Source organism: Paraburkholderia phytofirmans OLGA172 (genome assembly GCF_001634365.1).
Lineage (GTDB): Bacteria > Pseudomonadota > Gammaproteobacteria > Burkholderiales > Burkholderiaceae > Paraburkholderia.
This window is the reverse complement of the sequence record NZ_CP014581.1, coordinates 34,103-53,957: the sequence shown is the minus strand read 5'-3', so window position 1 is coordinate 53,957 and position 19,855 is coordinate 34,103. Positions and strand designations below refer to the sequence as shown.

Here is a 19,855-nt window from a genome sequence, read left to right as displayed (position 1 = left end):
CCATGACGAACACTAAACAGCTTATTCGCAAGGCCCTGATCGTGATCGGTTCGATCGCGCTTGTCGCTTCCCTCGGATTCTCCGGAGTGATGTACCTCGGAAACAGGTCGCTCGAAAGGACGAACAAGCAGCAGTCCGACAAGCTCGCCAAACTCGACAAACAGGTCGTGGATCTGAGCCGGACGAAAAAGGACGATGAGACGCAGCTCGCGTCGATGCGCGACCAGCTCCAGACCATGCAGCCCGACTACGACAAGCTCAAGCAAAGCGTCGGAGCGTTTGCAACGCAGGCCGCGGCATGCGAGACCATCAGGCAGTCGCTGAACATCAAGAGCTAGGAGACAGGAATGAAGCGATCAAGGTTCGTGGCGTCGATCTGCGTTGCCATCGCTGCCCTGGGAGCATCGGCTGCGCATGCGCAGCCGGTAGAACTCGATACGGACGCAGCGCACATCATCGTGGTACGCCCAATCGACATGTGGTCCGGCGACACGTCGACGCTAGACGCAACGCTGGCCGCTGTGCGTGAACGCAAGGTCTCGTACGATGTAAAGCTCGACGGCACGCGCTATCGCGGTAGCCCGCTCGTCCTGCAGGGCGTGAGCGACAATCCCGTCACGCTCGGTGTGGAGTCGGCCTTGAAGGAACGCGACACCAACCTCGTCAGGAACGGTGCGTACCTGTTTCATGTGCTGGACTACACCGCGCTGGCTCCCGCCGACTACCCGCTCTTTGCCAAAGCGCAGGTCGAGTACTACACGCAGTTCGTTCTTCGCCAAGGCGATCCGCGGACGTTGCCGGGCAGCGTCCGGGTTCGCAACTTTGTGGGTAATGTGCTCTCGGTGGGGGCGTTGTTCATTCCCGCTCACGCTTTGGGCGCTGGCATGGGAGCGCAGGTTATGGCCAACTCCGGGCTTGCGGAGGATATCGGAAACATCCCGCGACCGGCGCGGTCGGTGTTGACGCCCTCAGCGCTGCCGGCACTCGACCCCAGCGTCTACAAGGAAATCGACGTTCGACGCGTTGAGTTCAAGCCGGACGCGCCCGGCGAAATCATCATCGCGTACAAGGCTGACAAGACACCGCAGGCCGAGCAGGACGCACTGATCAAGGCGATCGTCTCTGTGACGGGCGCCGATACCACCCCCGAGGCTGTAGAACAGTCACGCCAACGGGATTTTGAGAAACGCGTCGCCATTTGGGACGCATGTGTAGCTGATGGAAAATGCCAAAAGGAGGCATCTAATGACCCAAAGTGACAACGCAAAAAAAGAAACGTTTGGCCAGAAGTTTGCGAAGAAGAATGGCTGGATCACGTGGGTGGCATTTGCCGCGATCGCGGTCGTTGCCGTAATCTCCCTCGTGCAACATCACTAGGCGTTGGAAGACCAAAAAAACGGCCCGCTGCGATTCGAGCGGGCCGTTTTTCATTAGAGCGTCGAGTAACGATCAAAGCTCCAGGATCTGCCCCTTGTCCTTGACCTTCTCGGCCGGCGTCTGCTGCACACCAGAACGGCCCGGTTGCTGCTGCCGTCCCGGATCTCGGCCTTGGTTGAGATTCTGCTGGGTCGTTCGAGCCTGTGTCCGTTCCGGCTGCTTCTCCATGTCAATCGCCGTCGTTTTCTCGACGTCCTTCCCTGCGTTCTTCTTGAGAGCATCGAGAGCCGAAGTGACAATTTCGGTGTTGTCCTTGGCGCGCGACGCTGCGACGTAGGCGGCCTGCTTATTGAACACCTTTGCGCCCACCTCACTGACCGCAATGATCTCCCGGTCGTTTGTCGCGCCCTGCTCCTTGTACGAGGTATGCGCGTACGCATGATCGATGAACCTCAACTCGGCGTTTGTCAGATACGACTCAGATCGCTCCCCGTCCTGTCGGCTCTTGGCGCCCTTTTCATTGTCGGTCCATCTGATTTTGGCTCCCTTGGCGTCGATCTCGGTAATCACGCCAGGTGTGCCGTTGGCAATCCGCTTGCGGTCCTGATTTTCCAACCGGATGATCGCGCGTGTCTCGATGCGATCGCCGGCGGCGTACTCGCGGTCCTCAAGTTTCGCCGGAGAAAAGTAGTCTTGCCGCTGGGGATTGATCTCGACCTTCTTGCCTTGCGAATTCACCCCGATGATCCGGTTAGCGGACAGGTCATAGCCGACAACTGAAATGACGTCGCCCTTCTCAACGCCGATTTCACGGTACGTCTTTCGAAAGATTAGTGTGTCCACAAACTTCTGCTGGAGCATCACGGCCTGCGTTTGCTCGGCCTCGGTTAGCTTGGGATCGTCCAAATGTCGTTTCGGAAACGACTTGTCTGAGATAAGCCCCTTCTCTGCAAGCAGACCATGGATCTCCGCGTTGATCGCCTTGCGGTCGTTGTTCGTGACGGCAACGACACCAACCCTCGGATTTTCACGGCCCCGCTCCTTCAACTCGATCATGTTGGTCAGATAACGTTGTGCTACCTCGCGGGCCAGCGCGTCCTCCTCGACCACGCGGGTATCCAGGCGTCCTATCGCCGTCGCATACTGGCCCGCCTTCATGTCCAGCAACGCCTGTTTGGTCTGTTGCGTCGCCTTGTCGAAGCGGCGGGTCTCCTGCAGCACCGATACCTTCATCCCGGAGTTTTGCGCCTGCTCGAAAGCCCGGCCGGCTGCCACACTCCCGTGCTGCTTCGTATCGCCCTGAAACACGACTCGCGCGCCGATCTCGCGAGCGAGGTTCGAGATCTTCTCCGTGTCGAATGCCCCGGTCAGGGACGATTCGTCCATAACGATTAGGGTTTTCCGGCCTTCTGCATTGCCAAAGCGTTTGAGGTTCGCCAGTTCGGCCTGTTTCGTCTCGTACTCCCGCTTCAGCTCACTACCCGCTCCGTCCTTGTCCAGATAGAGAGTGTTTCGTGCCGCAACGGCCTCCACCGTGCCAACCTGTTCGAACGTGGTGAACCGTCGACCCAGCGATTCCGCGAACTCAACGCCGGTGTTCAACGCCCCGGCCCGAACACGCTGGCCGAAGGTAGCGGCACTCTCGCGAGCTTCCGCGGCCGCGTCACGGTTTCGATTGGCGACACCCGTCAGCATCACTCCGATCGCATTGCGGAAATCATCCGGCGACCGGAATACCTCGCCTCGTTGATGATCGAATGTGTACCGATGCTGGCCGTAGTCGATGTCCGCGCCGGCAACGTCGAGGCGCCGGGATTCGATCCTTGACGCCGGCATATCGCGGATCTTGGTGTCCGCGTTGATCGCTGCGCGTAGCTCCTCGAGCCGCAGCTCGGTCGCCTTGATGCGGTTCTCCCGGGTGGCGAAGTAACCTGCTACGGTGTCACTCTTGATGCCACTTGCGGCCTCCAGTTCCTTCGCTGCGGCCGCAGACGTCGCCACGCCGATCACTTCCCAACCCTTGGCGGTTGCTACGTCGTTCACCATAGCCAGTGCAGCAGTCTTGCCCGTTCCAGCCTCGCCCTGGATGCCCTGATAGGTATCCGGATGCATCAGGACGTTATAGGCCGCCCGAACCTGTTCACGCGAAAGCTCGAACTTGCCATTGGTCTCCAGTTCCATCTTCGCGTTGAACGCTTTGACCGCTGACACGAACTCCTCACGGTCCGAAAGAACGACATTTCCCTTTGCCATGCCGGCACGGATGTTCTCGGCAAGCCGCATTTCGCTGTCAATAGCCTTGTGGGTGGTGTACATCAGCACGCCGTCATCGTCGGTTCCCCGCTCGACGATTAAATGGTTTTTCACGTGCTGTTCGACCGCCCAATCGACCGCATTGATACCGCCGCGACTGAACCTTACCGCGGTCTCTTCCAGCTCGGCCAGACTGAACGACTGCTCACGCTCCGTCAGATGTTCAATAGCCCACGACACCGCACGTACACCGGCTTTGCGCGCCTTCTCGTCGACCTCGCGAACGGGTTTCGTCGTGGCACGGGCAGCGGTCGGCCCAGGTTGCTGGGTCTGTTCATTGGTCGCTGTCTGCCCCTGAGATTGCACCTGCTCGGGAGCCGAATAGCCGGACCGCTCCCTCGCGGCGTTCACGATGTTCTCGACCTTTAAACCGGCCTGCTGGGCTGTCTCCTGCCAGATGGCCTGAAGCGCATCACGGGGAAGCTCCTGCTTCGCCGATCGACTATCCAGCGCAGCTGCCTGCCGGGCATCGAAGCTCGCCTCACCCGGTTCAATACCGCGCTTGATCAACGCCTCCTTGATCTGTGCCTTCCGGCTTGCGTAGGTCTCTAAATGCTCCGGCGTAAAACCCTTGATCTCGAAATCAACGCCGTTCTTGGCATATTCCAGCTCATATCCCGCGCGCCGCAGACCTTCAGCCAATTCGGCCTTGTAGATCACATCGGCCTTGGCCCGAAGCTTGAGCATCTGATCGTTTGTTAGGCTTCGCCACTTCTTGCCGCTCTCGTCATAGACCGCCGAGACAATTACGTTATGGCTGTGGATCTGTGGCTCGTTTTCACGGTTCGTCTCGTGCATTACCGTGGCGTACAAAAGGTTACCGGCCTGGACCGCCTTGTTGCGCCCATTCTCGTCTTTCACGCGAATGACAGCCCCGTGCTTTTCCAGCCATTCCATCGCCCGCCCGTTGGCCTGCAGGTGGGCCTCGACCACGCGATCATCCTTTCCTACCAGCCCAGCGATCGAAACGCTCTTGGACGGCGCAATCGTGAAATCCATACCGGCCCGCCGATCATCGCCCTTGCTGTTATCCGCCAGGTTCTGAATCTCGCCGGTCTCTGGATTGACCAGTTTGCCACTCAGGAAATTAACGAAGTCCTCGCGCTCGACGTCCTTGCCGCTGATGCCAAGCAGTTCCGCTCCCCGTCCCTGCCAGTGCGCCGAGGCCTTCTCATTGACATAGTAGTTGTCGGCTTTCTGGCCCGCATCCTTCGTGAAAGACTTGTCGTGATACCGGGCGGCGTTGCCGACACCTGAACCGGCGATATGAGTCATCGAAATCATTTGGCGTCTCCCGCATCTGCATAGAACGCCTGAGCTGTGAAGCTGGATTCACCCGATAGGAGCGAAATCGGGATACGAACCTGTTCGGTTACCAGACTGCCACCATGCGTGTATTCGGTGGGGCCGAGCACCAGAGTCCGGACAGTCCGTGTTCCTGACTTGAGGAAAATGCGCAAGCTCGGGTACGTGCTCGTCGGTGCATTGCTGTGCAGACTGATTCCGACCAGAGCGTTACTGCCTTGGTGCGAGATGACCGCTAATTCGCCCACGGTCACGTACGCAATGCTGGCACCTTCATCGACAAATTTCACTTCCTTGATCGAACCAAGGTCGGAATCGAGAAGCGTCGCCTCGCCGGGGGGGCTGGACGAAAGCCAGTCGGCGCTGACCGCTCGGACCTGCTGGAAAAATACGGTGAAGATCGCGACGATCAGGCCGCCGAGAATGAACAGCCATTTGTAGAAAATCGATTTCATTGGAACAATCCCCCTTCGTCGGTCACCGGAGTTTCGCTCTGCTTCCTCGCCTGTGCGCTCTGCGTCACCGCGGTGCCGTCAACCTTCTCCAGTTCGCCCGTCTCAGGATCTTTGACAATCCATATGCCCTCGCTTTCAATTGCCTCCTTCGCTGCCTGGGCTCGTGCTGCTTCAGCCTTTTCCCGTTCAGTCTCTGCACGCACGCTCGCGAGCGCATCCTGCCCTTCCGCCCGAATTACCTTGAATCGCGGATCGCGCGGTGGCGTATCCTGAATCGGCTTAAACCGGGCCAGACGTGGCCACAGGCGATACCACCTTGGCAACCAATGACGATAGTTGACGAAGGTGGCCGGGTAGTCGCCGGGGAGCCGGAGATACGCTGTGCAGTTCTTCATCTGTCCGATCTTGGAAGGCATGACCAGCCACTTTTCCTGCTCGCCCTGATTCAGGTTGCCGCCGTCCCGCCAGTCAGTCACAGCTAGGGCCTGGCCATTCGACACCACAGCCATATCTCTGCGACCGAGGCGCTCGGCCATCCGCTTGGCCATGTTCGGCTCGTTCGCCCGGAGCATCACTACCGTGTTAAAGCAGTTCATGACCGTCTCACCGCGGTCCTGTCCCATTGATGTCACGAGCTGCTTGTCGCTCTGGATGCCAGCGGATACGCAAACGCCATATTTCCGAAGTTCGGCCTGCACCTCATCGAGCTTGATATCTCCGAGTTTCGCAACCTCGTCCAGGAAGTACCAGTACTTGTCCTCGTGAACGATCTCCTGTTTCGCGGCGATCAGCCCGAACGAAACCGTCAGCAACAAACGATAGAGCGGCGTGAACATCGCCTGCGTGTCATCTGTGCCGAGAATGAAAAAGCGCGCGTCGTCTTCGCGGTTGATGAAATCGCGAATTGACCACGTGCCCTCCTGTACCGCCGAAATACCGTCGAGGTAAATCGCGATCGAGCTGATGACACCCTGACGTTGGCCCTTCGAATCACCACCGACTGCGGAACTGGCGACGGACTTGCGGATCAGCAACTCCATTTCGTCGTCAGGCATGTCAAGGAACGCATCGGCAATCAGGCGGGTGTGCTTCGCCCCGCGTTGAGCAAGGCGCAGCAGGATGACCGAAAACAGCGCGCGTGCTGCATCTTCAAAAAACGCATTAGCTCCGTGAACGACACCCGCCTTCGGCGGCAGGAATGCCTGTGCAAGGGTGTTCGCATCGTATGCGTACACCAGCTCGGAAAAGATCGACCAAGGCACTGACCCGAGAAGCGCCGGATTGAAGAAGAAATCCTTTCCGGGCCGGTAGTAGGCCCGGAAGTATTCGCCGCTGGGATCGTAAATGATGGCCTTGCGCTTGCGGGCAAAAACCTGTTGCATCAGGTCATGCTGGCCCAGCGACTTCCCGGTGCCTTGCGCGCCTTGAAAGATAATGCCCTGCATAGGCGCCGATCGTGGCAACAGGACATCAAGCAGACGGTAGTCGCCCGGCTCCTCGCGCTTCACGAGCGTCGAAAGCTCCTGCGGCTTCACCAGATCCTTTGCGCCGTCGATCCGCTTGTTCTCCCGCGCATTCTTCCCAAGCTTGGCAAGCGAGCGCCAGACGACGATATATCCCAGGACGGCCAGTACGATCGCCGACCAGACCACGTATCCAAAGACCCTGACCGGCCGCGACAGTGGCAGGGTCACGACGCGGAATTGCGACGGCGTAAGCAACTGGACCTGGCCCCCGTCCGATTTCACGACCGTGAGCACCTTGACCTCGCCGGCCCCGTCCCGAACTTTCCATTTCCGCGCAGTCGTTTCGCTCACCATATGCGAAACAAGATTCTCCTTTACGAGATCAACATCCTTGGGTGACAGACAGGCGAGCCACAGGACAAACGGGATAATAAGACCGGGCAGCGCACCCGCCCAAAGCGCCATTGAAATGGCATGGGCTGTCAGCTTGATACGCGTCAGAAAGAGCGCGCGGCCAGCGCCGGCGTCCGAAATAATCTTTTCGCTCATGCGGGCTCCCCGACGAATTGTGACCCCATGTCCCTTTCATCAACCAGCCGGTATTCGGCAAACTCGGCGGGAAGCAAGTCCAGAAGCGAGTCGGATCTTGCTCCGAAACTGTCACGCCAGCTGCGGTCCGGCATACGGATGAAGTCACACATTCTCGTCGTGCCCGATTCCTCGACAAACAGGAGAACGCATGCGTCCGCGACAGTCGCCCCAATCCGCGTGTATTCGTAGTGCATGACCACCGTCTTGCTGTTTGGCGAGGAGTAGACGGCGCAGTTCGCCTTGTATTCCCCAGCCAGAAGTTGCCCCGGCTGGTTGACCGACTGAATCTCAATTGGAAGAAACATTCGCGCCCCCTTGGTCGAAGGTGCCTTTGTCGTAGGTCGAGCTGATGTTCTGCCCGAGCTTGACGGCCTCCATGATGTGACTCCGCATTTGCGCCTTGATTGCCTCGTCGAGCGTCGCCCCCAATCCAACCGGCAGTGCTGCAGAAACGACCGCACTCGCGGCGAGCACATTTGACTTCGTGACGAGATTTATCAGCGCGTCGATCCGCTCCATGAGCGCGTCATTTCGGCGGTCAAACTTCGCAAGGCCATCGCGCACGAAAATGCGAGCGAGTGCATTAGCGGAGATTTTTCGTTTGCGGGCTTCTTCCCGCAGATAGTCGTGTTCATCCCGATCGATGCGAATGTGAACGGACTCTTGGCTCATGTTGGTCTCGCGTGGTTGGCCTGTTTTTTTAAGGAGTAGTGGTGCGTTTCGCACCACTACCTATCTACTTGATTCTAAGCGCCATTTTACCGTTAAATGTCTATCAGTAAAAGACGTGATTAAAATATTTTGGAGCGCAAAATACCCATATAAATCATGATCTTGCGATGGTTTTGACACATGCACGGTACGTGCGTAATGTGTGTGCTCTTTGGGGGGGCGGTTTTGACTTTTCCTGCTGCCTCGGAATATCGGGAAAAGGCTCGCCCCAACCGCGTCGGGGAATTCCGGGGAATTGCATTTTGCGCGTGAACAAGCCATGATGCACCGGCACACGCTAACCGGAATTACCCGACTTCAACCTTCACTATAGGAGGACTCTTATGACCACAAAAACTGAAGCACCGAAGAAGCCCCGCGGCCGCCGACCGGCAGCGTCTATCACTGAGAAAATCGCCGAAACCGAAAAGCTCCTCGCATCGTTAAGAGAACAGGCAAGGCGTGAGGAAAGGGAAAACCTCGATAAGAACCGAAAGGCGATTTCCGATCTGTTGAAGTCAGAGCGTCTCGATACGATCGACGTCGAAGTTTGGCGTAACGTGGTGCCGCAACTGAAAGCGCTGGTCGGTCTGGCGGCGTCGAGCGAGAGCGAGCAGCCGGCCGCCGAGAAAAGCGCGCCGGTTCGGGAGAAGCCCGTCGAACAACCCGCGTAGCAGTTTCCACAAATCCACGGCTCCGAACGGACGGCCGCGATTCCCATGAATCGCAAGAGCCGGACGCCGCGAGAGTTGTCCACAACGATGTTTGTTGTGGGCAACTCGGCAAAGCGGGGGGCGGTGGAGCTTGTGGTAAGTGTGGCGGATTAAAACCAGTAGCGCCGGGTAGTCCAACGACTGCGCCCGGTCGCATGGCGAGTGGCGTCAGCCACGAACCTCGCGACCGGGCGCAGTTTCCATTTGTGGACGCCTGGAGCGCAGGCGACAACGGAGCCGGCGCGAAAGCACGATAGAACATCATTCCGGGCGGTGTGCGCCCAGAATCTGGAGTGCGCGTTCGGGACCTTGATACGCCGGGGACGTTGGCGACGAATATAGCGATACGGGCCCGCTGGGTTTCGGCCGGGTCTGATATGCGATGGAGCGCGAAGCGCTCAGGAGCGTGGATGCGCGAGCGTCGGGCATTGCAAGGCAATGCGACGCGCAGCGGATACTCGTGCGGTAGATCTGGTGAGCGGCGCGCAAGCGCCGGGAAGCAGATTGGACGAACCTATTGTGAGCAAGTCATTGCTCACAATCGCGAGTGCAGGCCCCGGCGCGTGCGTGGTGTCTTCGGAGCGCAGCGCAGAAGGCGCCGCGCACGCGCCGACCGAGCTGACCGCGAAAATGCAGTCCGGCCGGACGACGAGAGAAATTTTCGCATGCGCAATTTCCCGCCACTCATGGCGCGTGCGGGATGGTTTCAGAATCCCGCTATTCGTGCCTGCCGCACGGGCAGCAGTAGGGATCAATTCCGGTGAGGCTGCAACCGCCCGACTCCTCGATCTCGTCCTGCATCACGCTGCGTTCCTCCGGCGTGGCGTAGCCTTTGCTCGTAGCAATCTCAATGGCGATGTCCCAAAAAGGATGCTCCACCATTTCGAGCAGGTTATCCACTTCCTGCGAAAAGCGCTTCACGAACAGTTCATACGACAGCCCGCAACCCCGGTTCGCTTCCTGTGCCATCTGCGCGAGTTCGTTCTCAAGCCCTTCGCGCGTGCGCCGCTTTTGTCGCCGGTCGCGCACCGCATCGAAAGCGGCCAGAAAAGCGTCGCGCAACGGGGGGACATCGGACAGGAGCGCCGGACATTGGGTCACTTCATCCCCGTGGCCGCTCGCGTCGCCGCTGCGCTTCGCGAAGCTTAGCGCCCAGAACAATCGATCCTTCGCGGCCGTTTCGTTGCCCGCTATCACGCTGATACGATGCAGCGCCCAATGCGTCCTTGCGTCGAGTGCGTTGCTGTATGTGTTCATCGGAATATCTCCTTAAAGGGGCATGAGGGACCACTTGCCTGCCGCGTGGCGGTACAGCGTCACACGCTTGGCGTTGCCATTGATCACCGTTTCCAGACGCACGGCGCGCACGTCATCCTCGGGCCGACGCCATGTGTGCATCACGCGAAACGTGGCGGAAATATCTGCACCGGTGAAATGAGCAGCAATGCGGCGAAGAAGCGTGTTTTTCATGGTCAATGGGTCCGGTGGTTTAGTAGCGGTCGCCGTTCAGGCGCAAGCCATAGGACACGATGCTTGCGGAAGCGACACCCAGCTTTCGGCTGTTCCGCATCAGGCGCTCGCCTTGCTCGATGCCTCGAACAGACACGTAAAAGCGACGATTGCGGATCAGGTTCACGCAGACCGAAAAGCCCTTGGGCGCAGTACGATGCTGATTCAGTCGATCCGTGTTTTTATCCTGCCGATTCAGCCTGACGATGGCACGGCGCACTTTGGTTGAATTCAGAACACGCCCGCGACGTTTGCGCATTTAAAGCTCCTATGGTGTTGGTTCAAAGCTGACCGGGCCCCTAGATTCGAGTCCCGGCGTAGGTTTTGTTTTTGCCGAGCCGGCAGCTGCTACCGTGCTGCCGCCGTTCCCCTGAGTTCGTTGTCCCGGCGACAAAAGGAGCCCGGAGCCGTGGCCGCACAAGGGCGTGCCCGGAGGCCGCATGCGGAGCGGAGCCGCAGGCGAGCACCGAACGGGTGAGGACACGGCGAAGCGAACCCTTGTCCGGACACGGCGCAGGGCTACTGTCGCGAAAAGGGCAACGAACTCAGGGGAATGGCGCTGGTGGCCTGGTCACGCGAGAGGCAAAAAACGCCGCGCGGCGAGCGCCCTCATGCGAACGCAGTTCGCATCATCCCAGGCAGTTGGATGTCCAGAAGGGACGCCAGTCCCTTTTGGTCGGCGTCAGCCGAAAGGCAAGCGCTGAAAGCCCGAAGGGTCGAGACCCGCAAGGGGCTCGATGCGCAGCTCGCGACGCGAGCGGAGCACGCCATAGCGGTTTCCGGGCAACGCCCGGAAATGCCCCTCGCCTCTTCCTCTTTGCTGGTGGTGATGATTCATATTGCGCCGGCAGCACGCTGACGGTAGCCACAGATCAAAACACTGGATCCGGTAATTCAGCAGGTGCCGGGCGGCAGCTGGCAATTCCCGAAAATCCGGAAAACGCTGGTTTGTCGCGGCCAGCGGCCGCAGCAAACGTGTTTGATTCAGCCGTCGAGCTGGCGATCGCCGGGTAGCCTGCAATGGCGCCGGTGCAGCGATTGTTGTCGACCGGCTCGAGCGTGGAATTTGAGAGAAATGCGGATGCCGGCAGATGCGCGCACCCTCAGACCAATTCAGGCTGGACCCGCCGCGGTGGATGACGCCGTGGGAGCCGCCGTCGTCCCGCTTTAGCGGGTTGCGTTTCATTCATGCCGCTTGCGGCACCGTTGGGTGGCCAGCGCCGGGGCGAAGCCCCTAGAGCGTACCTTCTCTGACTCCGGAGCGGGACGCTTGCACGTAGCGTGACAGGCAATAGCCTGGCGCGATGCGTGCCCCGGTCCGGCTGGATACGACGGCCATTGAAATTTCCTCGGGAAAAGAACGGCCCATCTTGCAGGCCGTTTGCTCCTAAACTTCGGTCCCGCCTATCCAGACATTACCGACATATGCGTCAGCTCCGCCGCTTTGCTTAACCTGTTCGATGATCTCCGCGCTATCGACCAGCGCGAACAGCGCCGCATGTGTCCACGCGACTTGCGGTGCAATCTCCGTCAGCACCGTGCCGCTCAGGTCTTTGAGGCAAAAGGTTGCTCGTTCGTTCCCGGCCAGCAAGTCCGGTTCACCTGCTCTGACCGCCTCGGCGATCAGCTTGATACCGGATCGGCTCATGTGGACATCTGCCGTGTGGGGTGCATGGTCGAGTCCGGCGTCCGGGTCGCTTATCGCTCGAATAGTGTCGACCGCAGAGCATGCGACGCACGCCCCGCCGTTCTGGTTGCGAAGGCTCTGGACGCTGGCTGACCGGTACGTCGATGTACAGCGCGCGCAGCGGTAGAGATCGGAAGGTGCGACGCCTGCGAGGGGGACGCCGGTGAGCGCGTCGTGCAACTGCTCGGTATCCAAAACGGGATTGAATTGCATGTTTGCCTCAGTATCCAAGCCAGTCGAGCACTTCCTTTCCCTGATATTCGGCGCGGTCGCCAACTTCCGCAAGGAATGCCGTAAACCCGCCATCGCAGTCATGCTTCGCAATCTCCGCCTCTGCTTCCGCGCGCGTGATGATCTCCTCGCACGCATCTTCGTAACACAGTCCACTCATGATTCTTTTCCTCGCTGGCGAGAAATGAAACGTGCGATCCGGCGCGTCAAAGTCAACTGGATAAAGACCTCGTCATTCACCCAGCCTGCGACGAATCCTCGCCACCAGTTAGCCCATCGGTCCCACTGGCTGCACGTGTAGCCGTAGTGATCTGCGGCCTCTTCGCCCATGCACACGCTTTGACAAGCCGCTTCGGTCGCCCTCATCAGCTTCCATGACAACATTTCGCTACTCTGGCCCGTGCGCTGCTCGGCTCCGGGTGCGAAGTCATCCGCTCGCTCGTCGGTCGCCGGTGCGTGGAGCCAGTCGCTTTCCGTGGATGCGGCTTCGGCTGCTCGCCCCTGTTCAGTGCTCATGGTGTTGATGACGCGGCCCCGGGTCCGGATTAGCTGGCCGGTTTCCGCTTCGTGGTAGTGGCTCAGAGCGAGAGTATACGGACGGCCAGCACGATCGACGTCCGAGATGGTTTCATGTTGCAGCGTGCAGACGATTTGCATTTTCTGGACCTCTCAGGCGTAGCGTTCGGGGGTGGCTGCCGCGTATGCGGCGGTCTGGACCTCGTTGAAAGTCGCGGTATCGACAGTCACCAGGCGCTTGAAAATCATCGTGCCGTACACGTCGGCGAGCGCGCGTGCTTCAGCGCAGAGCGCCGGGGCCTGATCGCTGCCCTCGGGGCTGGGTTTGCGGTTACGCCAGATGTTGATCGCGGCTTCGAGCTGCTCGATGGAAATGTCCGGCATGGTTGTATCTCCGTTAGGTTCGGACGCGTCGCGGCTCAGGCGACAATCCACATGAAAGGCTCACCCGAAAGAACGTCCAGGCCGACAGGCCCAACGTTATCCTCATGGCTATAGACAATCGCGCGCGCCTTCGCGCCTGCGGACTCCAGAAACGAAAGGATTGCGCGGCGGTTGCACTTGCCGCGATACGCCGTAACGTGTACGCCGTCGCTGGCTTCTGCTGTGATCACAACGTCATTCGACGCAATCAGCAGATCCACCTGCAGGGAAGAAGCAATGCGGTTCATGGCGAGTCCTCTGTTAGCCGTGGATGCGGAGAGAAGGTTTTTCATTGCTCGCAGTCCTCAAAGGGGCATCGGGGACCAGCAGCCGGGGGCGTGGCGGTACAGCGTCACGCGTTTGGTCTCGCCATTCAGTTCCGTTTCCAGACGCACGGCGCGCACGTCATCTTCCTGCCGACGCCACGTGTGCATGACGCGGATGGGTGCGGCTTCCTCGCAACCGAGAAAGTAAGCAGCGATACGGCGAAGAAGATTCGATTTCATGTTTGTGCGCTCCGGCTGGTGTTAAGGGTTTCAGGCTGACCGGGACCCAAGATTCTGAGTCCCTTCGTAGGGGTGGTTTTTGCCCGATCGGCAGCTGCTACCGTGCTGCCGCCAGTCCCCTTAGTTCGTCGTCCCGCGACTAAAGGAGCCCGGAGCCGTGGCCGCACAAGGGCGTGCCCGGAGGCCGCATGCGGAGCGGAGCCGCAGGCGAGCACCGAACGGGTGAGGACACGGCGAAGCGAACCCTTGTCCGGACACGGCGGAGGGCTACGGTCGCGAAACAGGACGACGAACTAAGGGGACTGGCCCGCGGTGGCCGGATACCGCGCGAGGGCGAAAACGCCGCGCGGCGAGCGCCCTCATGCGAACGCAGTTCGCATCATTCCAGGCAGTTGGATGTCCAGAAGGGACACCAGTCCCTTTTGGTCGGCGTCAGCCGAAAGGCAAGCGCTGAAAGCCCGAAGGGTCGAGACCCGCAAGGGGCTCGATGCGCAGCTCGCGACGCGAGCGGAGCACGCCATAGCGGTTTCCGGGCAACGCCCGGAAATGCCCCTCGCCTCTCTGTCTTGGGTGTTGCTGTGTTTCCCCATCCGGGCGCCGATGACAGACACGATTCAGACCCGGTGAAATGCACAGACGAAAAAAAAGCGCAGCCAGACCAACGGTCTGCATGCGCCCGGTCATACCCGGCTGAGTCTCAGCGATTCATGCGTCGATCAGCTGCTCACGGCTGTCCGCCGCCGGCGGACGTCGACGCTGCGACGTGCCCTTGCGGACCCTCATCGGAAAGCCCTGAAGATGGAAGTTTGCCGCGCGGACAATAGGCTGCAGTTCGGCCCATACTTCGGCGCCGGCGTCCGCCCCACGTCGATGCTCCTCGAGGATCGCCTTCATGAGCTGCCTCAGAATGTTGAGGTGACTACGAGTCAGCGGATCCTGGCGTGAGCGGTCGTTGGCCAGCAACAATCGCCATTCGTTCACACGACACTCCAGCGTGTTCCATTGAGTCGGCCGGATCGGCAAGCCATTCAGCACGCGAGCCGATAGCACCTGCGAAAGGATGACGGCCGCGTTGAGTGCCGGAGCCAGCTCGACCTGCTGCAGGGGACGCTGAGGCGTCGGATCGTTCCAGTGAGAGCCCATGACTTTGTCTCCGCTCAGATCGGCCGACACGTAGCAAGGCGAGACTGGAAGTGCCGCTCAAAGTCTGCTGCGCCTGCCGTATCGTTCCACTCGATCACGGCGTCCTCGCTGTTCGAAAATGTGCCGGCTTTTGTGTAGTTGATACTGCCCGTCTGAATGCTGCGGCCGTCGAGCACCATATCCTTGTCGTGCATGATCTTGTACTGGTCGGTCGCGCAAACTGTCGCGCCGGATCTAGCAAGGTACGCAAGGCCCCGCTGAATGTATGCGTCGCGGTCATTCGCTATGTTCTCGTTATAGTCAACGACGACGGACACCGTGACGCCTTCGCGGGCCTTCTGCGCGAGCGCTTCGAGCAAGGGGCGATAGGTCAAGACGTAAGCGAGCATATGGATCGATTGGTGGGCGGAATACACGCCGAACATCACCAGCGGCATACCGATGCCGTCCGGCGAAAACGCGTGCCAGTTCTCCCGCGTTGAGGGCGCTGTGGCCGTGCGTGTCTGGACGGCCTGCTGCACCTCCGTGGCCCAGCTGTCCGACGCGCATGCGTCTCGACACGCAAGTGCGACGATGATCGAAACCAGGGCGATGTGTGCTCTCATGATTTTTCAAGTCCTGTAGTTATGCAGCGCGGCACGGCTGCGATGCTGCGGTGACGTTATTGGTGACAGTGCGATCGCGTTGGGACTGGCGACGCTTGCACGCGCGGTGCGCGTCGCGGTCGGTGTCGGTGTACATGCGGGCTTCGGCCCGGGAGTGGTCGCAGGCTTCACGGATGACGTCGGATAGCTCGTTATCGGACAAATCCGCGAATGCTTGAAACGAAATGCGTAGTGCCTTGGCCATGACGCGTCCTCCGGATCTCTGCAGGTGAGCGTTACTCGAAATCGGCTGGCTGGGCGACGCCCGCCAGGATGGTGGTGCTGCTACGCTGCGCGTTCGTCAACACGTAGACGCTGTGATCGGCTCGTAGGGAGAAGCGGGACAGTACGGCGCCGCCCTGCTCGATCGCGATCAGGTTCCGAGCCTGCTCGTCTGGAGTCATTTCGGACCAGTCGCCTGTTGCATGCCGCAAGGCAAACTCGATCTCCGACCGGCCCACGCTGGCAAGCTGCGCGCGAACAACTTCGCCGGCGGCCAGTTCTCCAGTCGGGAAAAGTGGCTTCAGTTCGACGGCGCGAATGATCTGCCCCGCGGACCCGACCACGTAGCACTGAGCCTCGGGCGCGTTGCTTGGGGCGAGCGTCCGGGCCTCATCACGCTGGTCAGAGGAAAGTTCATGGAAATAGTGAAGTGTGGGCATCATTGCCTCCATCAGGGCTGTACGTGGCGCGCAGGCAGATCAAACGGCAGGACGCTCGCGACAAACGTCGCGACCCTTGCGCGGCCTTCCGCGTTTGCTAGGTCATTAAAGTCGGTGGGACTGCCGACGACGGATTCGAAAGACGGCAGCAGGGCGACGCCCCCAATCGCTCGGGCCGCCTCGGTTGATGATTCGAGGCCTTTGTTTCGCTGAACCAGCCGGATGTCGTTGTCGCGTCCGTTTGCGACGACATGCGCTGTGACACATCGCACGACGCCCTGCATGGACTCCAGTTCGAGCTTGTACTTGCCCTTGGGTGACTGGTGCCATGCTCCATCCGGCTGATAGCCCGCGAGGCTAACCTCACGGTGGAGTAAATCGTTTCCGGCGAACACCTTGACAGACGCGCTCGCTGCGAGACCGCGCGGCATGACGGTCTCAATTTTCGCAAGCGCCTTCTCGATAAAGAACTGGTCGTTGTCGCCGCAAATGATCTTCGGCTGGGATTTGGGCAGGCGCGGCCGCAAGGCTTTGGCAACCTCCACAAGATTGCCCGCGTCAAAACAGACGACAACGGGCAGGCCTGTCGATTCAAACAGGCTTGCACCGGTCGCGTAGCCCTCCACCAATAACACGGCCGGGCACGCACACAATGCCGCGATGCCGTCCGCTCCGATGATGTGGAATGTGCCTTTCTTGCGAGCGCCGCTCGCGAAAAGCTTCAGACCATCCGACCTGTCGGAGATTGCCTGCACGGTCCAGAGCTTCCCGTCGACGTCGCGCGCGGGAACAACGAGGAAGGATTCCTTGCTGCCGCGGAACGATTCGAGATTCAACAGTACGGCTATGTCATGGACCCCGTTTCGCGCGACGCGCACGCCGTAAGCGCCTACATTCTTGCGAATGCAATATCCGTGGCGCGACGCGTCCGACTCCGAGAGGGTTGCCAGAATTGCTTCCGTCTTCTCGGCGATCGCCGCATGTTCGCGCTCGACCTCGCGTTCACGAGCGATCGCCCGCTCGCGCTCTTGCGCGTTCAGCACGGCCCGTTGTTCGGGGGTTAGACGGATACCGTCGTAGTGCCAGGAACCCTCGCGGCCGAGAAAGTTGCGGATGAAGCCTTTCGGGACTGGACTGAGACTCAGGATATAGGCGCCCTTCTTCTGCCCTTTCGCGCCTTTGAGCAGGACGTTATGCCATTTTCCATCGGCGACGGGTGTCTCTCGCTGCAGGCCGTAGTCTTCCATCGCGTCCGCGAACGACGCGAGCACCTCCGACTCGTTCAGACCAACCGTCTGGAGCGCGTTGCCGTCAAGCAGCCACTTCGAAAACGGGGTCCGGTCTGCCGACGCGGGGATCCAGCACACGCGCTGTTCTCTGTCCCACTCGGCACCAAGCGCGCGCGCCTGAGGCTGATCGCCGCTCGGTACAGCCAGAAACAGCCGTTGCCCGGGTTCTGTCAGCTTGGCGCGTTGGGTAGCTGAAAGCTGCGATGCAGTGCCGGTGGCAGCATTGCGGGGCGTCACGCGCGAATGCCGGGCGGATGCGAGCGTTTGAGCCAGGGCGCGGTCTTCTGCGGCGGAGTTTCTTCTGGTCATGATGGCGTACATGTCAGGTTCGACTCTGTGAGGTTATTCGGAAAGCCATACGCGGAATTCCGCGAGCTTGGCGCGGCGACCTTCAGCAACACCCTTCTGAAACGCACGCCGATAAATGCTCAACGCCTGCTTGATCGCCTCGATATCGGCGTCACGGGAAAGCGTAAAGAGAAGGGTTTGGGTTTCAGCGTCTGCATCGTCATGAACTTCGGTGCGAAACTCGGTCCGGACAATGAATTCCGGTCCGTCGTGCTGAACGATGACTTCTGTGCTGTCGAGTGCCTGCTGATCCATCACTACCCCCTGTTTTTGCGCTGACCGGGCCCCTAGATTCGGAGTCCCGGCGTACCGTGCTTTGCCGAGAAAGCGGCTCCTTTCGAAGCTGCCGCCGTTCCCCTGAGTTCCTCGTCCCGCGACAAAAAGAGGCACGCATGAGCAGCGGTCAAGGATTCAAGCGCGGGGTGGGTGCGGGCAGTCGCGCAGCGACAACACGGCCCCGCGCGCCTTGACCGCTGCGATGGCGTGACTACTGTCGCGGTGGTGGACGGGGAAACAGGGGGCGGGGTTTCGGCACGGAGATCGACCGAGGCTAAGCGCCGCGCGGCGAGCGCCTTCTCGCGCTGCAGGCGCGACTCAACAGCGCGTTCGGAAGAACGAGGAGCGCAGCGAAAAAAAAGCCCCGCGCGAGCGGGGCGAAGGTACTGCTTCCGAGGCACAACAACGACAACAACAACAACAAAGCACAGCGGTCGCACGGTGAGACTTTTCGGGAGCGTAGCGACCGATCGGCGAGGCGCTGGCAGCCCCGACCGCAGGGAGAGGGGCGAGACTCCTGCGGAGGCTCGACGCTTAGCCCGCGCTGTTTGCGGGCGTAGCGCAACATAGCCGGTCTTTGCAACGCAAAGACGCCCCGGAAAAGACGTGTCAGTCATGTTCCGATTCATCAAGGATCACTGACCAGCGCGGCAATATTTTTCCGGACCTCGATTCAAACCGGCGTGCAGCAGCAAACCAGCATGCAAATACAACAAAACAAATCAAAGACAACGCAAGATAGCCAAGCATCACACGCTTGATCAAGAACCAGTTGCCTTGTGCGACCGAGCATCCCTGTGGTGCAACAAAGTTCAGATGCGAAGCGAGCACCGGACTAAAAAAATGGACGACAGCAACCACAAACGGCGCAACGATCCAGATTAGCGCGCCGGACGAAAGAGCCACGAGTGACCAGACGAACAGTTCGAGAACGACGGACCGGGGCACTCGGCGCCACGCTACTTTCACGACTGCGGGCGATGGCTCAGTCTGTGTCGAAAGACGTCCGGCAAGGAAAGCAAATACGATCGAACTGAGCATTGGCAAAAGTCAGGCAGTCGGCAGAAACACGGTCCTGGAACGGGCTGGAACAGAACGCAGTTCAGCGAATGAAGGATCGTGCGGCAGAGTCATGCGATTAGCATTCTGTGGGACAACAAAGCCTACGTTCTGCTGCACATGATCCATATCGCCCCCTGTATCTCGACAGGGGGAGCGAAGCGCGCGCAATCGGAACGTCTTTGGCAGAGTCGTGCGAATGCTCTGCACATAGTTCACGGATGAAGCACCGATGCGACGCGCGCGCGTCACCGCGATAGCGGTGATTGCTGCGCGCGTCGGTTCGTTTCTTGTTGCGGAGAGGTTGGTCATCCTCGGGCTTTCTTCGTGTGGTTTTCTTTTTTGTCTGTTCGCTGGCGAACAGACATCTATATTTTAATCACTTCGCGGACTGACTACAATTTATATTTCGCAATCGTTGACAGGCCGGGGGAAGGGGTTCCAAGGGGGAACCGGTACGGGGTTCCCCCTTCGGTCGGCAAAGCCGATTCCCATTCCCGCCGCGGCTTTCCGACGGTGTGTAGCGCCGGCAGGCGCGTACCGGAGGAAAGCCGCGGCGCACTTCGGGCGTGACGAACCCGGGAACCACGTCCCTGCATTGAGGCGAAAAAAAACCCCGCTGCGAAGCGGG

General features: G+C 59.9%; 26 protein-coding genes. 4 read left to right on the top strand and 22 right to left on the bottom strand.

The features are described from left to right. Positions 1-2: 2 nt before the first annotated feature. From AYM40_RS37250 to AYM40_RS43365, 3 genes are read left to right on the top strand one after another with little or no spacing between them, the layout of a single operon-like run. Positions 3-338, top strand: coding sequence for a hypothetical protein (locus tag AYM40_RS37250; protein ID WP_063501180.1), 336 nt, complete (start codon positions 3-5; stop codon positions 336-338). A 9-nt stretch (positions 339-347) separates the two neighbouring features. Continuing rightward, positions 348-1,259 (top strand): hypothetical protein, encoded by a 912-nt coding sequence (locus tag AYM40_RS37245; RefSeq protein WP_063501179.1) that lies wholly within the window; start codon positions 348-350, stop codon positions 1,257-1,259. Further along, positions 1,246-1,377, top strand: coding sequence for a hypothetical protein (locus AYM40_RS43365; protein ID WP_256390511.1), 132 nt, complete (start codon positions 1,246-1,248; stop codon positions 1,375-1,377). Before AYM40_RS37245 ends, AYM40_RS43365 begins: the two co-directional genes overlap by 14 nt. 72 nt (positions 1,378-1,449) lie before the next feature. On the opposite strand, the gene mobF is transcribed toward AYM40_RS43365, so the two are convergent. The 5 genes from mobF to AYM40_RS37220 all read right to left on the bottom strand — a co-directional run bounded on the left by mobF (position 1,450) and on the right by AYM40_RS37220 (position 8,236). After that, complete coding sequence (gene mobF / locus AYM40_RS37240; protein WP_063501178.1) at positions 1,450-4,974, bottom strand: MobF family relaxase; 3,525 nt, start codon at positions 4,972-4,974, stop codon at positions 1,450-1,452. Continuing rightward, a complete protein-coding gene (locus tag AYM40_RS37235; protein WP_063501177.1) occupies positions 4,971-5,450 on the bottom strand; it encodes a hypothetical protein in 480 nt (159 codons plus the stop codon). The genes mobF and AYM40_RS37235 overlap by 4 nt, the downstream gene beginning before the upstream one ends. Then, a complete protein-coding gene (locus AYM40_RS37230; protein ID WP_236721174.1) occupies positions 5,447-7,381 on the bottom strand; it encodes a type IV secretion system DNA-binding domain-containing protein in 1,935 nt (644 codons plus the stop codon). Before AYM40_RS37230 ends, AYM40_RS37235 begins: the two co-directional genes overlap by 4 nt. A gap of 80 nt (positions 7,382-7,461) precedes the next feature. Next, positions 7,462-7,812, bottom strand: a complete 351-nt coding sequence (locus AYM40_RS37225) for a hypothetical protein (protein WP_063501175.1) — start codon at positions 7,810-7,812, stop codon at positions 7,462-7,464. Continuing rightward, positions 7,796-8,236 carry a hypothetical protein gene (locus tag AYM40_RS37220; protein ID WP_148662466.1) on the bottom strand — a complete coding sequence of 147 codons (441 nt, stop codon included), beginning with the start codon at positions 8,234-8,236 and terminating at the stop codon, positions 7,796-7,798. The genes AYM40_RS37225 and AYM40_RS37220 overlap by 17 nt, the downstream gene beginning before the upstream one ends. Before the next feature lie 326 nt (positions 8,237-8,562). Between AYM40_RS37220 and AYM40_RS37215 the strand changes: the two genes are divergently transcribed. Next, positions 8,563-8,892: a hypothetical protein gene (locus AYM40_RS37215; protein ID WP_063501174.1), complete on the top strand. Its 330-nt coding sequence runs from the start codon at positions 8,563-8,565 to the stop codon at positions 8,890-8,892. A 756-nt stretch (positions 8,893-9,648) separates the two neighbouring features. Here AYM40_RS37215 and AYM40_RS37210 read toward each other — a convergent pair. The 17 genes from AYM40_RS37210 to AYM40_RS37130 all read right to left on the bottom strand — a co-directional run bounded on the left by AYM40_RS37210 (position 9,649) and on the right by AYM40_RS37130 (position 19,206). Next, positions 9,649-10,188, bottom strand: coding sequence for a hypothetical protein (locus tag AYM40_RS37210; RefSeq protein WP_063501173.1), 540 nt, complete (start codon positions 10,186-10,188; stop codon positions 9,649-9,651). 12 nt (positions 10,189-10,200) lie between these two features. Next, entirely contained in the window at positions 10,201-10,401 is a 201-nt protein-coding gene (locus tag AYM40_RS37205) for a hypothetical protein (RefSeq protein WP_063501172.1), read from the bottom strand. 19 nt (positions 10,402-10,420) lie between these two features. After that, complete coding sequence (locus tag AYM40_RS37200; RefSeq protein WP_062085536.1) at positions 10,421-10,699, bottom strand: hypothetical protein; 279 nt, start codon at positions 10,697-10,699, stop codon at positions 10,421-10,423. A gap of 423 nt (positions 10,700-11,122) precedes the next feature. Further along, entirely contained in the window at positions 11,123-11,626 is a 504-nt protein-coding gene (locus tag AYM40_RS41130) for a hypothetical protein (RefSeq protein WP_148662465.1), read from the bottom strand. Positions 11,627-11,827: 201 nt separating this feature from the next. After that, positions 11,828-12,340 carry a hypothetical protein gene (locus AYM40_RS39745; protein ID WP_082855571.1) on the bottom strand — a complete coding sequence of 171 codons (513 nt, stop codon included), beginning with the start codon at positions 12,338-12,340 and terminating at the stop codon, positions 11,828-11,830. Between the two features lie 7 nt (positions 12,341-12,347). Beyond that, a complete protein-coding gene (locus tag AYM40_RS42070) occupies positions 12,348-12,518 on the bottom strand; it encodes a hypothetical protein (RefSeq protein ID WP_171029602.1) in 171 nt (56 codons plus the stop codon). Further along, positions 12,515-13,015 (bottom strand): hypothetical protein, encoded by a 501-nt coding sequence (locus AYM40_RS37185; RefSeq protein ID WP_063501170.1) that lies wholly within the window; start codon positions 13,013-13,015, stop codon positions 12,515-12,517. Before AYM40_RS37185 ends, AYM40_RS42070 begins: the two co-directional genes overlap by 4 nt. 12 nt (positions 13,016-13,027) lie before the next feature. Beyond that, the gene (locus tag AYM40_RS37180) at positions 13,028-13,258 is read right to left on the bottom strand and encodes a DUF3717 domain-containing protein (protein ID WP_063501169.1); all 231 of its coding nucleotides are present in this window, start codon (positions 13,256-13,258) and stop codon (positions 13,028-13,030) included. Between the two features lie 35 nt (positions 13,259-13,293). Further along, a complete protein-coding gene (locus AYM40_RS37175; protein ID WP_236721173.1) occupies positions 13,294-13,590 on the bottom strand; it encodes a hypothetical protein in 297 nt (98 codons plus the stop codon). Positions 13,591-13,602: 12 nt separating this feature from the next. After that, the gene (locus tag AYM40_RS37170; RefSeq protein WP_063501167.1) at positions 13,603-13,803 is read right to left on the bottom strand and encodes a hypothetical protein; all 201 of its coding nucleotides are present in this window, start codon (positions 13,801-13,803) and stop codon (positions 13,603-13,605) included. A gap of 705 nt (positions 13,804-14,508) precedes the next feature. After that, positions 14,509-14,976 (bottom strand): hypothetical protein, encoded by a 468-nt coding sequence (locus tag AYM40_RS37160; RefSeq protein WP_148662464.1) that lies wholly within the window; start codon positions 14,974-14,976, stop codon positions 14,509-14,511. Further along, complete coding sequence (locus tag AYM40_RS37155; RefSeq protein WP_063501164.1) at positions 14,961-15,551, bottom strand: phospholipase D-like domain-containing protein; 591 nt, start codon at positions 15,549-15,551, stop codon at positions 14,961-14,963. Before AYM40_RS37155 ends, AYM40_RS37160 begins: the two co-directional genes overlap by 16 nt. A 19-nt stretch (positions 15,552-15,570) precedes the next feature. Then, complete coding sequence (locus tag AYM40_RS37150) at positions 15,571-15,795, bottom strand: hypothetical protein (protein ID WP_063501163.1); 225 nt, start codon at positions 15,793-15,795, stop codon at positions 15,571-15,573. Positions 15,796-15,826: 31 nt separating this feature from the next. Further along, positions 15,827-16,255 (bottom strand): hypothetical protein, encoded by a 429-nt coding sequence (locus AYM40_RS37145; RefSeq protein ID WP_137954135.1) that lies wholly within the window; start codon positions 16,253-16,255, stop codon positions 15,827-15,829. Positions 16,256-16,263: 8 nt separating this feature from the next. Beyond that, positions 16,264-17,850, bottom strand: coding sequence for a DUF5710 domain-containing protein (locus AYM40_RS37140; protein ID WP_148662463.1), 1,587 nt, complete (start codon positions 17,848-17,850; stop codon positions 16,264-16,266). Between the two features lie 33 nt (positions 17,851-17,883). Beyond that, positions 17,884-18,144: a hypothetical protein gene (locus tag AYM40_RS37135; RefSeq protein ID WP_063501160.1), complete on the bottom strand. Its 261-nt coding sequence runs from the start codon at positions 18,142-18,144 to the stop codon at positions 17,884-17,886. Positions 18,145-18,774: 630 nt separating this feature from the next. After that, the gene (locus AYM40_RS37130) at positions 18,775-19,206 is read right to left on the bottom strand and encodes a hypothetical protein (protein ID WP_063501159.1); all 432 of its coding nucleotides are present in this window, start codon (positions 19,204-19,206) and stop codon (positions 18,775-18,777) included. Between the last annotated feature and the right edge of the window lie 649 nt (positions 19,207-19,855).